This is a genomic window from Pseudomonas fluorescens (assembly GCF_001307155.1).
GTDB lineage: Bacteria > Pseudomonadota > Gammaproteobacteria > Pseudomonadales > Pseudomonadaceae > Aquipseudomonas > Aquipseudomonas helvetica.
Genome location: NZ_CP012830.1, coordinates 6369098 through 6387500 on the forward strand (window position 1 = coordinate 6369098; position 18403 = coordinate 6387500).

The window sequence follows — 18403 nt, forward strand, 5'->3', positions numbered from 1 at the left end:
TTTTTGCCGAGCGGCCGTAAAGTCGTGATCGGTATTCCATTCCTGTGGCTGTGCCTGTTCTTCATGCTGCCGTTTTTCCTGGTGATGAAGATCAGTTTTTCTGAAGCAGCCCTGGCCATTCCACCCTACTCCGAGATCTACAGCTTCGCTGAGCAGAAATTCCAGCTGCTGTTGAACCTCGGCAACTACGCCATGCTCGGCGACGATGAGCTGTACATCTCGGCTTATCTGGGCTCCTTGAAAATGGCCGCCCTCAGCACGGCGATGTGCCTGGTGATCGGTTTCCCGATGGCCTACGCCATTTCCAAGGCCAGCAAGGAAGCGCAGAACGTCTTGCTGCTGCTGATCATGATGCCGACCTGGACGGCGATCCTGATCCGCGTGTATGCGTGGATGGGCATCCTCAGCAACAACGGTTTGCTCAATGCCTTCTTGCTCTGGACCGGGCTGATTTCAGAGCCGATCGAAATCCTCAACACCAACACCGCGGTCTATATCGGCGTGGTGTATGCGTACCTGCCGTTCATGGTGCTGCCGCTGTACGCCAACCTCGTCAAGCATGACGGCAGTCTGCTGGAAGCCGCATCGGACCTGGGTTCAAGCAACTTCAACAACTTCTGGAAAATCACCGTCCCGCTGGCCAGGAACGGCATCATCGCAGGCTGCATGCTGGTGTTCATTCCGGTGGTCGGTGAGTTCGTGATTCCGGAGCTGCTCGGCGGCCCGGAAACCCTGATGATTGGTCGCGTGCTGTGGCAGGAGTTCTTCAACAACCGTGACTGGCCGGTGGCGTCCGCGTTGGCGGTGGTGATGCTGGCGATCCTGATTGTGCCGATCATCCTGTTCAACCGTAGCCAAGCCAAAGAGATGGAGGGACGGGCATGAACCGTTTCGGATTTTCAAGAATGATGCTGGTGCTCGGCCTGCTGTTCATCTACATGCCGATGCTGATCCTGGTGATCTACTCGTTCAACGCCTCGAAGCTGGTGACGGTCTGGGGCGGCTGGTCGGTGAAGTGGTATGTCGGCCTGCTGGACAACACTCAACTGATGGGCTCGGTAGTGCGCTCGCTGGAAATTGCCTGCTACACCTCGATTGCGGCGGTTGCGCTGGGGACGCTGGCGGCTTTCGTGCTGACCCGCGTCACCCGCTTCAAGGGCCGCACGCTGTTCGGCGGCCTGGTCACTGCGCCATTGGTGATGCCAGAAGTGATCACCGGCCTGTCGTTGTTGCTGCTGTTCGTGGCCATGGCGCAGATGATCGGCTGGCCGCAGGAACGTGGCATCGTCACCATCTGGATCGCCCACACCACGTTCTGCGCCGCGTATGTGGCGGTGGTCGTATCGGCGCGCTTGCGTGAGCTGGACCTGTCCATCGAAGAGGCCGCGATGGACCTCGGTGCCCGGCCATTGAAGGTGTTCTTCCTGATCACCATTCCAATGATCGCGCCGTCGCTGGCAGCAGGCGGCATGATGTCGTTCGCCCTGTCGCTGGACGATCTGGTGCTGGCGAGCTTCGTCTCCGGGCCGGGTTCGACCACCCTGCCGATGGAAGTGTTCTCGGCTGTGCGTCTGGGCGTGAAACCCGAGATCAACGCCGTGGCCAGCCTGATTCTGCTGGCGGTATCGATCGTGACCTTCATGGTCTGGTACTTCAGCCGCAAGGCCGAAGCCACTCGCAAGCGTGCGATCCAGGAAGCCATGGATCAGACCGCCAGCGAATCCTGGAAGCAACCGGCTTCACAACGACCTGCTACCCAACAGATCGATGCGACGGCTTAACGCCGTCGCGTTTCACCGCGACAGCACTGAATAGATAACGGTGCGCCCTCGGGCGTGTCACGCAATTCCGTTCACGCAGCGCCTTACCACCGCCGCAGTTACACGAACGGCCTCACCTGGCTCCTCGGTTAAGGTGATTTTGGGCGCCCTCGGGCGCCCTTTTTGCTTCCAGGCCGCCCTCGTGATCTCAGTAGTAACGTCGCGGGTCGGAATCGATCAGGCTGGTCAGCTTGGTCAGGGCGAAGCGCAATTCGTCCTGGCTGGTGGGCGACATCAGCACCACCCGCACGCAGCGGGTAATCCCGGAACGTTCGGCCTGAAATTGCGTGCCACTGAGCACCAGCACTCCGTGAGTCCGAGCCAGCATGGCGAACTCGTCGCTGGTCCACGGCTCGGGCAGCGTCAACCAGACGTGGTAGGAATACGGCTGGGTCTTGAGCTCGAAATTGGCAAATATTTCCTGGGCAATCGCTTGCCGCCCGGCGGCTTCGTTGCGCTGGATGCGGATCAGGTTTTTGTCGAGGCCTTCGGTAATCACATTGCTGGCCAATTGCGCGGTCAGCGGCGACGGCATCCAGACGCTGCTGCGCACCATCGAGGTCAGGCGCGACAGCAATTTGGGCGGGCTATAGAGATAGCCGATGCGTAGCGCCGGCATCACCGATTTCGACAGGCTGGTCAGGTACACCGAACGATCCGGCGCAAACGCCGACAACGGCTTGATCGACGGATCGGTGGCGAGGAAGCCGTAGATGTCATCGTCCAGGATGATGAAGTCGAACTCTTCGGCCAGTGCCGCAATTTGTGCTCGGCGTTTTTGCGACATGATCGCCGCCGTCGGGTTCTGGCAGGTCGCGACGCAAACCAGCATCGCTGGCCTCTCGCGCAGGCACAGTTCGCGCAGCGCTTCGGGAATGATCCCTTCATCGTCCATCGGCACGCCACGCAGGCGGCGCTCAAGACCATGAGCCAGGGAAATGATGCCGGGGTAGCAAAGTTCTTCGCAGAGAACCAGGTCACCGGCGTTGGTCAGGGCGCTCATCGCGACCATCAAGCCATGCTGGGCACCGGCGGTGATCACCACTTGCTGCCATTGCGCATCGGGCAACGAATGGCGCAACCACTGCGCACCCGCTTCGCGATGAGCCGGGTGACCGCCGTCCGGCGCGTAATCCAGGGTACGGGCGAAGTCGGTGCTCTTGGCCATGCCCACCAACGCACCGCGCAACCAGTATTCCAGGGTTTCGCTGCTGGGCTTGATGATCGACAGATCGAGTAATTCGGATTGCCCCAGGTTCAGCGACGCGGCGCTGTTGCCGGCTGGCAGTTCCAGTTGCTTTTGATTGAGCACATACGTGCCCCGCCCCACTTCCCCCTGCACCAGACGACGTCGATGGGCTTCGCTGTAGGCCCGACTGATGGTGCCCGGCGTGACATTCAAGGTGGTGGCCAGCTCCCGCAGGGTCGGCAGACGATCACCTTCGCTCAGCACGCCGCTGCTGATATCGCGCGCCAACGCATCGGCAATCGACAAATACATCGGCTGGCTGAACTCGCTTAGCTGGGGAACCCACATGAATGTTCACTGCCCATCGTAGAAATGATGAATATCCGAGCATATCACATGGAGGTTAGGCAACTAATCAATCGACTCAATCAGCAAATTGAGTCGATTTACTCAACAATTGAATCGGTATGCATCGCAACCTGAAGATATTTTTTAGAGTATTAATATCCTTACAAATCAATCAATTAAACAACATTCGACCAAAAAACAGGCACTGATAGCAAGAAAACATCTCATAACAGTCTCACCACCCATTGAATCAACTCAATTTAATCAAATACACTCATCTAGAATCGAATCAATCGACTCAATCCTCCCCACCTGATCACTGCGCGACTCTGCCGCGCCAAATCGAGACATCATGGACACACTCAAAAAGGATCTATCCCTGTCAGCGGTCATTGCGGGCTTCATCGCGGTGATCATTTCCTATGCCGGCCCTTTGATCATCGTGTTTCAGGCAGCCAAGGAAGCCCATCTGCCCAACGACGTGGTGTCTTCGTGGATCTGGGCCATTTCCATCGGCAGCGGCATTACCGGCCTGTTCCTGAGCTGGCGCCTGCGGATTCCGGTAATCACCGCGTGGTCGACGCCGGGTGCGGCATTGCTGGTATCGATGTTGCCCACCGTTACCCTGCCCCAGGCCATCGGTGCCTATGTCGTGGCGTCGGTAATCATCGCCGTGGTCGGTTTGTCCGGTGCGTTCGACAAACTGATGAGTCGCCTGCCCAAAGCCATCGCTGCCGCCATGCTCGCGGGTATTCTGTTTCGCTTCGGCGCAGAGCTGTTCACCTCGATCAAGCTGCAACCGGCGTTGGTGCTGTCGATGATCGCGACCTATCTGATCTTCAAACGCTTTTCGCCACGCTACGCGATTCTCTCGGTGCTGATTATCGGTTGCGCCGTGGCCGCCTCGTTCGGTGAACTCAACAGCAGCTCGATCACCATCGCCGTGGCCCACCCGGTCTTCATCGCCCCCGAGTGGAGCTGGCACGCAATCATCAACATCGGTCTGCCACTGGCTCTAGTGACCCTGACCGGCCAGCATGTCCCCGGCATGGCGGTGTTGCGCACTTCGGGCTACAACACCCCGGCGCGCTCGATCATTTCGGTCACCGCGATTGGCTCGATTCTGATGGCCCCGTTCGGCTCCCATGGTTTTAACCTGGCAGCGATTACGGCGGCGATCTGCACCGGCCGCGAAGCCCACGAAGACCGTGACAAACGCTACGTCGCCGGGATTGCCTGCGGGGTGTTCTACATTCTGATGGGCACCTTTGGCGCGACCCTGGCCTCGGTGTTTTCCGCCCTGCCTAAAGAGTTGATTGCCTCCCTCGCCGGCCTGGCCTTGTTCGGTGCAATCAGCGCCGGGTTGACCGGCGCCATGGCGGACGAGAAGCAACGTGAAGCGGCGCTGATCACCTTCCTGGTCACCGCCTCGGGCATGAGTTTCCTCGGTTTGGCCGCCGCTTTCTGGGGTTTGATCTTCGGTCTCGCGGCGCACTTCGTACTGACTTACACCCGGGAAAGCAAAGCCGCCGTCATCGCCGAGGGCAGCCGACCATAACCGCTCGCTACGACTTCATTGTGGTCGGTGGTGGCATCGCCAGCGTGATCCTGATCACCGGCAGCGGCCTGAAAGACACCTCCATTTTTCTATCTGACTCGACCAAAGGCCAATCACGGATGCAGCCGCATCACGCGCTGGCACCGCTGGCCGAAGCGCTTACCTAAGGAATCACACCATGAGCCTGCAGAATTTCGACCCCACCATTGCCCGCTTGATCGACCGCGAACGCAACCGCCAGGAAACCCACCTGGAGCTGATCGCCTCAGAAAACTATGTCAGCGAAGAAGTGCTCCAGGCACAGGGTTCGGTGCTCACCAACAAATATGCCGAAGGCTATCCGGGTAAGCGCTACTACGGCGGCTGCAAGGTCGTCGACGAGATTGAAAACCTGGCCATCGAGCGCGCCCGCAAACTGTTCAATTGTGAATACGTCAACGTCCAACCGCATTCCGGGTCCCAAGCCAACCAAGCAGTGTTTCTGGCAGTGCTCGAACCCGGCGACACGATTTTGGGGATGTCCCTGGCTCATGGCGGGCACTTGACCCATGGCGCGTCAGTGAATTTTTCCGGCAAGTTCTACAAGGCATTTTCCTATGGACTGGAGAAGGAAACGGAGACCCTCGACTACGCCGCAATGGAAGCGCTGGCCCGGGAGCACCGGCCGAAGATGATCATTGCCGGGGCCTCGGCGTATTCCCGAACCATTGATTTCCAGCGCTTTCGCAATATCTGCGATGAAATCGGCGCTTACCTGATGGTCGACATGGCGCACTACGCGGGGCTGATTGCGGCGGACGTATACCCGTCACCGGTCGGCATCGCCGACTTCATCACATCCACCACGCACAAAACCTTGCGTGGTCCGCGCGGCGGTCTGATCCTGGCCAAAGCGCAATACGCTGCGCTGCTGGACAAGACGATTTTCCCGGTTTACCAAGGTGGGCCGCTGATGCACGTCATCGCGGCCAAGGCAGTGGCGTTCAACGAAGCCCTTGGCGATGGGTTCAAGCATTACCAGCAACGGGTGATCAACAACGCCCGGACCATGGCCGACATCCTGACCCGTCGTGGTTTGCGCGTGGTGTCCGGTGGCACCGACTGCCACATGTTCCTGCTCGATCTGCGCTCGATGAACATCACCGGCAAAGATGCCGAAGCGCTGCTGGAAAGCGCCCACATCACGCTAAACAAAAACGCGATTCCCGACGACCCGCAGAAACCGGCAATCACCAGCGGCATCCGCATTGGCACGCCAGCACTGACGACCCGGGGCTTTGGCGAGGCTGAGTGCGCTGAAGTGGCGAACCTGATCGCCGACCTGCTGGAACAACCGAACAACGCGGCGCTGCTGGATAACATCCGGCGCAGGGTGATGCACTTGTGTGAGTGTTTTCCGGTGTATCTGCTGAGTTGATTGCTGGAAGAGTAGACCGAATAGGGAGACTTTAAAAACCGAATGGCGCATTTGGCGCTCCAATGAGGGCAATGACGTCCGCTTAGAAATAAGTGGACGTCATTGCCTTTATCGCTATTGGCGTTTGGTGCAGGTAGATGACTTGGCCGGATGCTTACAATAGTTTCACGAGTATCTGAGTACAGAGAACAAATGTGGGGGCTTTTGAGAGTTCTGTGGGGGAGCGTGACGCTGAACTCGAAGCTGCCGCCCCCGCGTCAGAGCTTGGCGATCGAGACCTCGGTGGATTTGACGAACGCGATGACCTCGCTGCCCACCACCAACTCGAGATCGCGAATCGAACGCGTGGTAATCACCGAAGTGACAATCCCGGAAGCGGTTTGTACATCGACTTCAGAGACCACCGGCCCTTCCAGGATTTCCTTGACGATGCCTTTGAACTGATTGCGGACGTTGATTGCTTTGATGGTCATGGCTAGGCTTCCTGTCGAAATGGCTACATGAGCACGGCTGTGCATGGCCTTAAAATGCACTTGATTGAACAAAGAACAAAGGAATAAATAACTAGATATTTATTCCTTTTAAATATATGCAATGGAAGGCGTCGAGTGTGCGATAGAACCTCTTGGCTTCGCTGCGGCCCAATTTCTATTCATCAAGTCTCGTCTGGAGGTTGTGATGCGTACACTTGAACTGGCTGGGGTGCCCGTCCCTGTCATTGGTCAGGGCACTTGGCGCATGGGTGAAGATCCGCAACAACGAACCCGTGAAATCGCTGCATTGCGCACCGGCATCGAGCTGGGAATGACCTTGATCGACACCGCAGAAATGTATGCCGAGGGCGGCGCAGAGGAAGTGGTTGGCAAAGCCATTACCGGTGTTCGCGATCAGGTGTTTCTGGTCAGCAAGGTCTACCCGCACAACGCCAGCCAACGCGGTATTCCTCTGGCCTGCGAACGCAGCTTGCGCCGTTTGGGAACCGACTACATCGATCTGTATTTGCTGCACTGGCGCGGCCAGTTCCCGCTCGCAGAGACCGTCGATGCGTTCGAACGCCTGCGCGACGACGGCAAGATTGGCCGTTGGGGCGTGTCCAATTTCGATCTGGCGGACCTGCATGAACTGGGCCCTGGAACCTGCGCGACCAATCAGGTGCTCTACAACCTTGAGGAGCGCGGCATCGAATTCGACCTGCTGCCCTGGTGCCAGCAACAGCGCATGCCGTTAATGGCATATTGTCCGATTGCCCAGGCCGGGGGCCTCCTGGTCGAGCCGGCACTGAAGCAGATCGCCGCACGCCATAACGTCACTGCGGCCCAGGTGTCACTGGCCTGGATTCTGCGTCAGGACGGCGTGATTGCCATCCCAAAAGCGGTACACCCAGAACACGTGCGGTTGAACGCTGCCGCCGGCGAACTGAAGCTCGATGATGAAGATCTTCAGGCATTGGATCGAGCGTTTGGCGCGCCCACTCGCAAACATCCGCTGGCGATGGTCTGAGGCTTAGAACAAGCCCAATTGCCCGCCAATCAGCGTGCTGAAATCATCATCGACAAACGGCAGTATCGCGTCGGCCACCGGCTGCAGCTGGCGGCTGACGTAATGGTCGTAGTCAATCGGCGCGCTGCGGGTTTCCAGCGGTTCGGGTCCCGCCACCGTGATCATGTAACTGATCCAGCCGCCGCGCTGATACTGCAGTGGCCGGCCCAGTCGATCGTTGTATTCGTCGGCCAGGCGTGCGGCCCGCACATGGGGCGGTACGTTGCGTTGATAGTCGTCCAATGGCCGGCGCAGACGCTTGCGGTAGATCAGCAAGTCATCATGCTCACCGGCCAGCGTCGCCCGGACAAACTCGCGAACGTAATCCTGATAAGGCCGACGGTGAAAGATCCGCAGGTAGAGCTCCTGCTGAAATTGCCGGGCCAGCGGCGACCAGTCGGTGCGCACGGTTTCCAGGCCTTTGTAGACCATTTCGTCAGTGCCGTCGGCGCGCGTCACCAGCCCGGCATAGCGCTTCTTGCTGCCCTCTTCTGCGCCGCGAATGGTCGGCATCAGAAACCGTCGAAAGTGCGTTTCGAATTGCAGTTCGAGCACGCTGTGCAAACCGAACTCCTGCAGCAAATGCTCGCGCCACCATTGGTTGACGTATTCGACCAGAGACCGGCCGATCTGCGCCGCCTCTTCCTGACCATGAGCACGCCGCAGCCAGACGAAAGTCGAGTCGGTGTCGCCATAAATCACCACGTGCCCTTGCGCCTCGATCAGCTGACGAGTCCTGAGCATGATCTCGTGCCCGCGCAAGGTGATCGATGACGCCAGGCGCGTATCGAAAAACCGGCAGCCACTGGAGCCGAGCACGCCATAGAAGGCGTTCATGATGATTTTCAGCGCCTGGGAAAGCGGTGCATTGTGCTCGCGCTTGGCAACTTCCCGGCCTTGCGATACACGGGCGACAATCGCTGGCAGGCAGTGCCGCGTCCGCGAGAAACGTGCACCACGGAAACCCGGCACCGACTCGCTGTCGTCGGGGTGGCGCAAGCCCTCCACCAGCCCCACCGGGTCGATCAAAAAGGTCCGGATGATCGACGGGTACAGGCTCTTGTAGTCGAGCACCAACACCGATTCGTACAACCCCGGTTGCGAGTCCATGACAAACCCGCCGGGACTGGCCTGCGGAGGACGCTCGCCGAGGTTCGGCGCGACAAAGCCCTGACGGTGCATCAACGGCATGTAGAGGTGAGTGAACGCGGCAACCGAACCGCCGCTGCGATCGGCCGGTAAACCGGTGACGCTGGCGCGCTCGAGCAAGAAGGTCAGCAGTTCGGTCTTGTGGAATATCCGCGTGACCAGCTCGCAATCCTTGAGGTTGTAGCGCGCCAGCGCGGGCTTGTCCTCGGCGAACATGCGGTTGATTTCGTCCATGCGCTGGTACGGATTGTCGATCGACTTACCTTCGCCGAGCAGCGTCTGCGCGACGTTCTCCAGACTGAACGAGGGGAAACTCCAGGTCGCCGAGCGCAGTGACTCGATGCCATCGATGATCAGTCGGCCTGCCGCTGCGGCAAAGAAGTGATTGTTGCCCGAACCGTGTTCGCGCCACTGCATCTCCTCGCCACCGCGCCCCAGGCGCAACGGTACGGCCAGCCGCCGGGCATGCTCGTGCAGCACGCGCAGGTCGAATTGCACCAGGTTCCAGCCGATGATTGCATCGGGGTCGTGGAGCGCAAACCACTCGTTGAGTTTTTTCAGCAACAGGGTTCGTGAGTCGCAGTACTCAAGCGCAAAGTCCACCAACGAGTCATCGCCATTTGGCGCCCCGAGCATGTAGACCTGACGCTGACCACAGCCTTCCAGTGCAATCGAATACAGCTCGCCCTGCTCGGTGGTTTCGATATCCAGCGAAACCAGCTTCAGCCGTGGGCGATAGCCAGGCGCAGGCTTGAGATGAGCGTCGAGCAGTGTGCCTGAGTCGTCCGCCGTTCCCGTGAACGATACCGGCGCGGTGATGAAGCGCTCCATCAGGTAGCGTTCCGGCGGACGAATATCCGCCTCAAACACATCGACACCGGCCCTGCGCAACAGCGTATCGAGGTGCATCAACTGGCGGTGCTGCTGGCAATACAGCCCGAACACCGGCCGATGCTGAAAATCCTGCAACCCCAGCGGGCGAAGCTCGACACCCTGCTCGCCGCGCAACAGCAACTCGGCCCGCTCGCGCTGCTGCTCGGGAATGAACGCCACCGACGGCTGAACCGGCAGCCGGACAAGCCTTGGGCCTTGATCGGTCGCCAACCAGAACTCGACTTGCGTGCCGGCCGGGGTATCGCGCCAATGCCGGGTCAAGACGAAGCCCTGCTGTAAATCCACCACTGCAACCTCGAAGACTATTTCACAGGGTGATTCTACGCGTCATCGGTGCTCACGGCTGCCTTTGCGTTTGCCGGGCAAGTGATTGTAGGACAAGGCTCTAGGCCGACCCTGCGGGCGCCATAGCGTTTTATGTAGTGATTTAAAATATTCACTACAAAACCGTTGACGAGTTGTTTTTCCCCTTGCATGATGCGGACGTCTCCCCGATCGGGAGCATTGGCAAAAGTGTTGTGAAAAAGCTCGACTGACCGCCGAGCTGCTCCCGGATGTGTACTGCCCACAAGGCAGATTGATGAAGCTGACCCAGCATGAGCGTCCAGTACAAGGACGAGAAACGCTGGCGATCAATCCTCAAGATGCTTGTGGCCGAGCTGAATAATGTCGGTAACAACGTCCAGGTAATCGCTGTTTCTCCCCGCTGTGCCGTACGTGCGTAGCAGTTTCTCGGCAAGACTACATGCATCCTGCTCAAGGCCCTGCCGATATTCGGCAGACACCCACTGTCGCCCTGGTTTCGGTACCAGATATCAACTTACCGATGCAGAGAAGTGAATTAGCGAACCAACTAGACAGATCAAACACTGGTCAAGGGGCTTACAAATGAATCTGAACAATCAACCGACTATTGATGAACTGGCTCGGATGTTCGCAGCACACAAAGACAGCCATGACAGCCATATCCTGTGGATTGCCGAGTCTGGCCAGGTGCATATCGACTGCCTGTCGCCCCACGCCCATGAAGATGAGTTCGAAAAGAACAAGCATGACTTGCGTGCCCGATTGAAGATGTACCGTCGCGGCCAGGGTTATGTTGGCAAGAAAGCTGCCGCCGACAAAGACTTTGTCGCGCGTGTTCTTGAGACGCTGAATCAGGCGTGGAAGAGTGCACAGGGTCAGTCCGGTGTGTGCGTGATCGATCGCTACTGCTAAGCGAGCGCGCCACGACGCTGATAGCCCGTCCGGGCTATCAGCGACTGCCAAGAGCGAAACCGCACTGCTGATAGCGCAAACTCCCTTCGATGACGCTTTTAGAACCCCTGAATGCCGCTTTGCCCTCTTGCTCTGTTGGCCTGCGTCTATGATTCTGTATAAGCGTCAACGCGCTTGGCGACGCCTGATAAATACAACACCGGAGAGGCCCTCATGAAGACCGTCGCGCAACTGCTCAAGTTAAAGGCCGAACAGAACCAGCAGGTTCATACCATCAACTCGCATCAGATGGTGCTCGAAGCCCTGATGGTCATGGCCGCAAAAAACGTCGGCGCATTGCCGGTACTCAAAGACGGTCGAATAGTTGGCGTGATCAGTGAGCGCGACTATGCGCGCAAACTGGTGCTCAAAGGTCGCTCTTCGGTCGGCACGCCCGTCAGCGACATTATGAACTCGCCAGTGATCACGGTGGACTCCCATCAATCCGTGCAAACCTGCATGAATATCATGACCGACAAGCACCTGCGTCATTTGCCGGTGGTGGAAAACGGTCAACTGCTGGGTTTGCTGTCCATCGGCGACCTCGTCAAGGAAGCCATTGCCGAGCAGGCCGAGCTGATCCAGCAACTGGAGCAGTACATCCGCGGCGAATAACTTCTCTCGCCCATCAACCCAAACCACTGACTGCGCGCTCTCGGTCCTCAAGAACTCGCAGTTGTTGGTTGTGACAGCCACAAGCTACCAGCGCTTGCCACCCCGTCTTGCCTCAGTCTCGTACATTGGATTTGCTCTATCGCGAGGGGCTTCTATATTCATTTAACGGCCTGTAGCTTCCGACTTCCCCTGAGCGCGAACCATGACCAGGACTGATCATTTGATCATCTGTGAACATTGCGATTGCGTGTATGAAAAAGTGGCGCTCGCCAAACATCAAACTGCCCTGTGCACGCGTTGTGGCGGGGTACTTCAGCGCTACAACGGATTGTCAGTGGAGCAACGCCTGGCCTTGAGCCTGACGGCCGCCGTTCTGTGGGTTTTCGCCAACTTCTATCCGGTGATGAGCATCAGCCTCAAAGGCCTGAAAAATAGCGCCACTTTATGGGACTCGGTGCTGGCGCTCAGCCAGGGGCCGATCACCTTCATGGCCATGGTCGCGGCCATCGCCATGATCATCGCCCCCATCATTCAACTGCTGTTGTTGGTCTGGGTGTTGAGTTTTGCCCTGGCGGCCAGGCGCTCACCGGCATTCAGGCTGTGCATGCGCTGGCTGGAAACGCTAAGGCCCTGGAGCATGCTTGAGGTTTGCCTACTGGGGGCGCTGGTCTCGGTGTTCAAACTTGCAGGTCTGCTTGATGTGCTACCGGGCATCGGCCTGTTTGCCCTCTCGGTGCTGAGCTTGCTGCTGATCCGGATTGCCGGCCGCGATGTTCGCGACCTGTGGGACACCCTATGAACACAGCACCTGAAGCCCGCGATCTCAACCTTTGCCTGTGCCACAGCTGCGGCAATGCCTGTGACATGACCGACCACCCACACGAGTGCGAGCGCTGTGGCGCCCCCTTGCATGCCCGCAAAGCCAACTCATTGACCCGAACCTGGGCCTACCTGCTGGCCTCAATGGTGTTTTACATCCCGGCCAATCTGTTGCCGGTGATGAACACCAGCATGTTGGGCAGCGACTCTGAAAGCACCATCATCGGCGGCGTGCTGGAGTTCTGGGAGCATGGTGCCTGGGACATTGCGCTGATCATTTTCATCGCCAGTATTGCGGTGCCGGGCATCAAGTTCGTGGCCCTCTCGCTGCTGCTGATCACGGTACAACGCGGCAGCCTCTGGGCTCGCAAAGAGCGTTCAAAACTCTACCGTTTTGTCGAGCTGATCGGCTACTGGTCGATGCTCGATGTGATTGTCGTCGCACTGGTAGCGGCGCTGGTGAAGTTCCAGGCGCTGGGCGATATCGAACCCCGCCAGGGGATACTGTTCTTTGGTCTGGTGGTGGTGTTCACCATGCTCTCGGCAATGAGTTTTGACCCGCGCCTGATTTGGGAAAACCGAAAATCCAAGGAGGTCATGGATGGAGTCGCAAGCCGCTGAGGGACAGCCAGTCCCCGGCCATGCCAACATCAAGACCCGTCGCTGGAGTATTTCGCTGGTATGGATCGTGCCGATCGTCGCAGTGCTGGTCGGGGTGTCCCTGGTGGTGCACAACATACTGCAACAAGGTCCAACCATCATTCTCAACTTCAAGACTGGCGAAGGTCTCATCGCCAACAAGACCGAGGTCAAATACCGCAACGTGGTGATCGGCCATGTCTCCGAGGTCGAATTGAGCGATGACCAGAAGAGCGTCAACGCCACGGTGAAACTCGTCAAACAGGCGGAATCCTTCACCCGCGAAGACTCGAAGTTCTGGGTCGTGCGGCCACGCATTGGTGCCGGCGGCGTGTCTGGATTTGACACGTTGCTCTCGGGCGCCTTTGTCGGTGCCGACGCCGGTCGCGCCGATGCCCGCGCCAAAACCTTCATAGGTCTTGAAGCCCCGCTCCCCCTCACCTTTGGTGAACCGGGCAAGCATTTCATGTTGCACACCCAGGATCTCGGTTCACTGGAAATTGGCTCTCCTGTTTACTTCCGCAAGATCCCGGTGGGGCAAGTGGTCGCCTATACCCTGGATTCGGAGGGCAAGGGGGTGGATATCCAGGTCTTCGTCAAGGCGCCGAACGATGTCTACGTCACTGAAAACACTCGTTTCTGGAACGTCAGCGGTATCGCCATCGATGTGGGCGCCAATGGCTTTGCGTTCAAAACCGAGTCACTGTCAGCCTTGCTGGTGGGCGGAATTACCTTTCGTGCTCCAGACTACAGTCCCAACGACCAACCGGCGGCCGAAAACAGGAGCTTCGAGCTGTTCGACAATCAACAGACCGCCCTTGCCCCACCCAACGGCAAGGCGCAATTCCTGTCGCTGCGTTTCAATCAGGCGTTGCGCGGCTTGAAGGTGGATGCCCCCGTGGAATTCCAGGGACTGGATATCGGCAAGGTGGTCGCGATCAATCTGGACTACGATGAGAAGGCCCACAGTTTCCCCATCAACGTGGGCATCGTGATCTATCCGCAACGTCTGGGCCAGGCCCATATCAAGATGCTGAAGGCCCTGAACTACAACCCCGACGACGAACAGGCGGTTAATCGACTCATGGGCAGCTTTGTCGAAAACGGCCTGCGCGCCCAGGCCCGCAGTGGCAATTTGTTGACCGGACAGCTGTACATTGCACTGGATTTCTTCCCTAAAGCCGAAAAAGTTGCCTTCGACCCCAACGCCCGGCCAATGCGGATACCCACTGTTCCTGCGAGCCTCGAGCAGTTGCAAGAGCAGTTTCAGGCAGTGATCGAAAAGATCAACAAACTGCCGATCGAGCGCATCGCCAACAACCTTGATGACAACCTGACAGAACTGCGTAAAAGCCTCAAACAAGTCAACAGCACGACACTGCCAAGTGTACAGAACACCTTGCAGGACTTGAGTAAAACCCTGCAATCGGCCAGCTCGACCCTCGCCGAAGGCTCGCCACAACGTGAGCAATTGAGTGGAACCCTGGACGAACTCGGGCGCGCATCACGCTCGCTGCGTGAATTGTCAGACTACCTGACTCGTCATCCAGAATCCCTGTTGCGCGGGCGCCCCAAAGGTGCCCCTACACAAGACCTGCAGCCGTCTTCGAGCAACTGACCCAGGAGCAAGCCCATGGCTATTTCGCTGAAAGTTTCGTTGCTCAGCCTGGTGGTGTTGCTCGTCGCATGCCGCAGTGATCCGATTCATTACCATACCCTGATCCCGGCCCAGTTGGCCGCAGGCGCGCGTGGCAGCGCAGATATCCAGATTGAGCGGGTCACCGTGCCGCCTCAGGTCGACCGCCCGCAAATCGTCATTCGTCAGGGCAACAGCGGCCTGGCAATTCTGGAAACCGAATGGTGGGGGGCCAGCCTGTCCGACGAGTTGAAAAGCGCCTTGCTCAATCAACTGTCTGGCACGACATCTCAGCGCGATGTCTCGCTGCGGGTCGATGTGCAGCGTTTTGATTCTGTCCCCGGTCAGTACGCACTCGTCGATGTGAAATGGCGCCTGAGGACTTCGGGAGCCGATGCAAACAGCGCACCGCTGACCTGCCGCACAACGTTGCAAACACCGACGGGATCGACCGTTGATGATCTGGTGGTGGCTCATCAAAACAACGTAAAACGACTGGCCGGCCTGATCAGCAAAATGGCCAGCGCGCCCCTCAATGGATGTCCACCTGTTGAGTAGCAGAGGTAGGCTATTCTCCTACTGAAGAGCCTGACCGCCTTGCAGAGGAGACTCCAGCGGTGCAGGTTCGGGCACGAGCGGCAGGTTTTTGGCGAGACTGCCTTCTATCTGCCCCGAAATGTAGTAGACCCCCGCCATTACCCCATTGGCCTCGTTTTCTATCAACCCAAGCCACGCTTTGTCGAACGCGTCGCCCAGGCTTTTGCGTAGCTGCGCTTCCGTCTCCGGCCGATCATGCTCGTTCGAGACAGCACCAACACTCGCCGACACCACAGAAATTACTGCCCCCGCTACTCGGCCAACTGCCGCGGCAACAGCACCGGCGGCACTGCGCGTGGCAATCTCGGCTTCGAGTTTTTCGCCGGCTCGCTTGGCCACCGACGATATACCGGCGTCCGATAACCCGGCTCCCGCGCCGCTGTTAGCGCTGCGAACCCGTTCGATCAAGGCCTGATAGGCTGGCAGTTTGGTAACCGGTTCAGCATGAGCAATTTGATAGAGCGAAGCGTTGCGTGCGGGCGGAGGTGCCAGCGCAATTGCCGGAATGTCGTTGAGTCGACGGTCGAATTGATCTTGAGGTGCGCTGTAGTGCTGCTGGATCTCCACGAGATGCGCGTCGAGGGTCTGTAAATACAGAGCAATTGCGTCAACCATGATCGCGTTGGGATCGGTGACCTTGGCGACGGGGTCCAGCACGCGTTCATGGTATTGCTCCTGTAGATAGACCGTTAGCCGGTTTACCACTGGATCGACCTCTCCTCCGCTGCTCATCTTGTACCAGCCCACCTTCGCAGACAGCCATTGCTGGGTCCAATAGTTGGTAAACCACGGGATGAAGTCTGTTTCAGTACGCTGGTAGACCAGCTCTCTCCAGCGCTCCATGGCGCTGCGTGTGTAACGCTTGACTACGCCTTTGGAGGCCAACGATGCGGTGTCTATGTCTTGATCAATCTGCTGCCAGGTCGCTTCCGAGATTACAACCGGCGCAGTCGGCTCGGAGGCACGATGTACTGTGGCACATCCTGCCAACACCACTAACAAGACAACGTGCAGGAAACGCAGATTCAAGATCGCAGTCCCCTAGAAATGACACGGCAGCGCTAACCTTTACGCTGTCCGAACGGAACGAGCAGCATTTCCGACCATGGTATTTTGAGTATAGGTGGCGAGAGACAGGACAAAAAATCACCGCGTGAACGTGTGGTTTTGCTGAAGGCGAGCAGCCTTACTTCAACAAAACCGCATATTCGGCGGCTATGGAAAACAATCGAGGACGGAGTCGTCATGCTTTACCGAATAGCCGCCGACGGGCTGGTACTGTTTCATCTAATGTTCATTCTGTTCGTGCTTTTCGGCGGACTGTTAACGCTCAAATGGCGGCACTTGATCTGGTGGCACCTGCCGGCAGCCGTGTGGGGCGTGGTCGTCGAAGTCTTTCAGTTGACCTGCCCACTGACCCGTTGGGAAAACCTCTGGCGCCAATCTGCCGGACAGGACGGTTACAGTGACAGTTTCATCGAGCACTATGTGTGGCCGTTGATATACCCGGCGGGACTGACACCGGCGATACAGCTAGGGCTGGGCTGCCTGGTGCTTCTCATCAACGTGATTGTCTATGTGCATCTGGCCAGGCAGTGGAAGCTGGCGCGGGCAACCTAGTCAGGTTGTCCGGGCACTTTCTCGCAGGCAAAACAAAACCCCAACTGCTTTCGCAATTGGGGTTTCGGAATTTAATCTTGACGATGACCTACTCTCACATGGGGGAAACCCCACACTACCATCGGGCGATGCATCGTTTCACTGCTGAGTTCGGGATGGGATCAGGTGGTTCCAATGCTCTATGGTCGTCAAGAAATTCGGGTACTGAGTCGTGACCAGTTGGTCTCGCTTCAGCAAATTGGGTATGTGATAGATCTCGGTGTTTGTGAGCAGCTCGAACTTTCGGTTCGTTTCGTCTTCACACACCGCAATCTGGCCTCTTTCGAGTTCTCAAATTGCTTGGGTGTTATATGGTCAAGCCTCACGGGCAATTAGTATTGGTTAGCTCAACGCCTCACAGCGCTTACACACCCAACCTATCAACGTCGTAGTCTTCGACGGCCCTTCAGGGGACTCAAGGTCCCAGTGAGATCTCATCTTGAGGCTAGTTTCCCGCTTAGATGCTTTCAGCGGTTATCTATTCCGAACATAGCTACCCGGCAATGCCACTGGCGTGACAACCGGAACACCAGAGGTTCGTCCACTCCGGTCCTCTCGTACTAGGAGCAGCCCCTCTCAAATCTCAAACGTCCACGGCAGATAGGGACCGAACTGTCTCACGACGTTCTAAACCCAGCTCGCGTACCACTTTAAATGGCGAACAGCCATACCCTTGGGACCGGCTTCAGCCCCAGGATGTGATGAGCCGACATCGAGGTGCCAAACACCGCCGTCGATATGAACTCTTGGGCGGTATCAGCCTGTTATCCCCGGAGTACCTTTTATCCGTTGAGCGATGGCCCTTCCATACAGAACCACCGGATCACTAAGACCTACTTTCGTACCTGCTCGACGTGTCTGTCTCGCAGTCAAGCGCGCTTTTGCCTTTATACTCTACGACCGATTTCCGACCGGTCTGAGCGCACCTTCGTACTCCTCCGTTACTCTTTAGGAGGAGACCGCCCCAGTCAAACTACCCACCATACACTGTCCTCGATCCGGATAACGGACCTGAGTTAGAACCTCAAAGTTGCCAGGGTGGTATTTCAAGGTTGGCTCCACGCGAACTGGCGTCCACGCTTCAAAGCCTCCCACCTATCCTACACAAGCAAATTCAAAGTCCAGTGCAAAGCTATAGTAAAGGTTCACGGGGTCTTTCCGTCTAGCCGCGGATACACTGCATCTTCACAGCGATTTCAATTTCACTGAGTCTCGGGTGGAGACAGCGCCGCCATCGTTACGCCATTCGTGCAGGTCGGAACTTACC

Annotated in this window: 17 protein-coding genes and 2 rRNA genes (1 of these 19 only partly in view); 13 read left to right on the forward strand and 6 right to left on the reverse strand. The window is 57.8% G+C overall.

Annotation, left to right across the window (positions count from 1 at the left end):
- Positions 1–3: 3 nt before the first annotated feature.
- Positions 4–885 carry an ABC transporter permease subunit gene (locus AO353_RS29315; RefSeq protein WP_162174759.1) on the forward strand — a complete coding sequence of 294 codons (882 nt, stop codon included), beginning with the start codon at positions 4–6 and terminating at the stop codon, positions 883–885.
- Complete coding sequence (locus AO353_RS29320; protein WP_054598126.1) at positions 882–1781, forward strand: ABC transporter permease subunit; 900 nt, start codon at positions 882–884, stop codon at positions 1779–1781. The genes AO353_RS29315 and AO353_RS29320 overlap by 4 nt, the downstream gene beginning before the upstream one ends.
- A 187-nt stretch (positions 1782–1968) precedes the next feature.
- Here the strand turns inward: AO353_RS29320 and AO353_RS29325 are convergent, their stop codons facing one another.
- Positions 1969–3357 (reverse strand): PLP-dependent aminotransferase family protein, encoded by a 1389-nt coding sequence (locus tag AO353_RS29325; protein ID WP_054598127.1) that lies wholly within the window; start codon positions 3355–3357, stop codon positions 1969–1971.
- 352 nt (positions 3358–3709) lie between these two features.
- Here AO353_RS29325 and AO353_RS29330 point away from each other — a divergent pair, with 352 nt between their 5' ends.
- Genes AO353_RS29330 through glyA form a run of 3 tightly spaced genes read left to right on the forward strand, consistent with a single transcriptional unit; the run spans position 3710 to position 6332 of the window.
- Positions 3710–4915, forward strand: a complete 1206-nt coding sequence (locus tag AO353_RS29330) for a benzoate/H(+) symporter BenE family transporter (RefSeq protein WP_054598128.1) — start codon at positions 3710–3712, stop codon at positions 4913–4915.
- A 44-nt stretch (positions 4916–4959) separates the two neighbouring features.
- Positions 4960–5082: a hypothetical protein gene (locus AO353_RS31905; RefSeq protein ID WP_256583741.1), complete on the forward strand. Its 123-nt coding sequence runs from the start codon at positions 4960–4962 to the stop codon at positions 5080–5082.
- An 11-nt stretch (positions 5083–5093) separates the two neighbouring features.
- Entirely contained in the window at positions 5094–6332 is a 1239-nt protein-coding gene (gene glyA / locus AO353_RS29335; RefSeq protein WP_054598129.1) for a serine hydroxymethyltransferase, read from the forward strand.
- 257 nt (positions 6333–6589) lie between these two features.
- Here the strand turns inward: glyA and AO353_RS29340 are convergent, their stop codons facing one another.
- The gene (locus AO353_RS29340) at positions 6590–6805 is read right to left on the reverse strand and encodes a TOBE domain-containing protein (RefSeq protein ID WP_054598130.1); all 216 of its coding nucleotides are present in this window, start codon (positions 6803–6805) and stop codon (positions 6590–6592) included.
- 205 nt (positions 6806–7010) lie between these two features.
- Between AO353_RS29340 and AO353_RS29345 the strand changes: the two genes are divergently transcribed.
- Entirely contained in the window at positions 7011–7832 is an 822-nt protein-coding gene (locus AO353_RS29345; RefSeq protein WP_054598131.1) for an aldo/keto reductase, read from the forward strand.
- 3 nt (positions 7833–7835) lie between these two features.
- Here AO353_RS29345 and AO353_RS29350 read toward each other — a convergent pair whose 3' ends face one another.
- The gene (locus AO353_RS29350; RefSeq protein WP_162491275.1) at positions 7836–10199 is read right to left on the reverse strand and encodes a DNA polymerase II; all 2364 of its coding nucleotides are present in this window, start codon (positions 10197–10199) and stop codon (positions 7836–7838) included.
- A 603-nt stretch (positions 10200–10802) separates the two neighbouring features.
- On the opposite strand from AO353_RS29350, the gene AO353_RS29355 reads away from it, so the two are divergent.
- From AO353_RS29355 to AO353_RS29380, 6 genes are all read left to right on the forward strand, one after another.
- Entirely contained in the window at positions 10803–11132 is a 330-nt protein-coding gene (locus AO353_RS29355; protein ID WP_054598133.1) for a hypothetical protein, read from the forward strand.
- A gap of 213 nt (positions 11133–11345) precedes the next feature.
- Positions 11346–11786 (forward strand): CBS domain-containing protein, encoded by a 441-nt coding sequence (locus AO353_RS29360; RefSeq protein WP_054598134.1) that lies wholly within the window; start codon positions 11346–11348, stop codon positions 11784–11786.
- A 202-nt stretch (positions 11787–11988) separates the two neighbouring features.
- The gene (locus AO353_RS29365) at positions 11989–12585 is read left to right on the forward strand and encodes a paraquat-inducible protein A (protein ID WP_054598135.1); all 597 of its coding nucleotides are present in this window, start codon (positions 11989–11991) and stop codon (positions 12583–12585) included.
- Positions 12582–13226 (forward strand): paraquat-inducible protein A, encoded by a 645-nt coding sequence (locus tag AO353_RS29370; protein ID WP_054598136.1) that lies wholly within the window; start codon positions 12582–12584, stop codon positions 13224–13226. Before AO353_RS29365 ends, AO353_RS29370 begins: the two co-directional genes overlap by 4 nt.
- Positions 13207–14862 carry an intermembrane transport protein PqiB gene (locus AO353_RS29375; RefSeq protein ID WP_054598137.1) on the forward strand — a complete coding sequence of 552 codons (1656 nt, stop codon included), beginning with the start codon at positions 13207–13209 and terminating at the stop codon, positions 14860–14862. The genes AO353_RS29370 and AO353_RS29375 overlap by 20 nt, the downstream gene beginning before the upstream one ends.
- Before the next feature lie 15 nt (positions 14863–14877).
- Positions 14878–15438, forward strand: a complete 561-nt coding sequence (locus tag AO353_RS29380) for a PqiC family protein (RefSeq protein WP_054598138.1) — start codon at positions 14878–14880, stop codon at positions 15436–15438.
- An 18-nt stretch (positions 15439–15456) separates the two neighbouring features.
- Here AO353_RS29380 and AO353_RS29385 read toward each other — a convergent pair whose 3' ends face one another.
- Positions 15457–16506, reverse strand: a complete 1050-nt coding sequence (locus tag AO353_RS29385) for a hypothetical protein (protein ID WP_054598139.1) — start codon at positions 16504–16506, stop codon at positions 15457–15459.
- A gap of 216 nt (positions 16507–16722) precedes the next feature.
- Between AO353_RS29385 and AO353_RS29390 the strand changes: the two genes are divergently transcribed.
- Positions 16723–17097 (forward strand): DUF2784 domain-containing protein, encoded by a 375-nt coding sequence (locus AO353_RS29390; RefSeq protein WP_054598140.1) that lies wholly within the window; start codon positions 16723–16725, stop codon positions 17095–17097.
- Positions 17098–17172: 75 nt separating this feature from the next.
- Here AO353_RS29390 and rrf read toward each other — a convergent pair.
- Together rrf and AO353_RS29400 are read right to left on the reverse strand one after the other, a co-directional pair.
- Positions 17173–17290 (reverse strand): 5S ribosomal RNA (gene rrf / locus AO353_RS29395).
- Between the two features lie 157 nt (positions 17291–17447).
- A 23S ribosomal RNA gene (locus tag AO353_RS29400) occupies positions 17448–18403 on the reverse strand (it continues 1936 nt past the right edge of the window).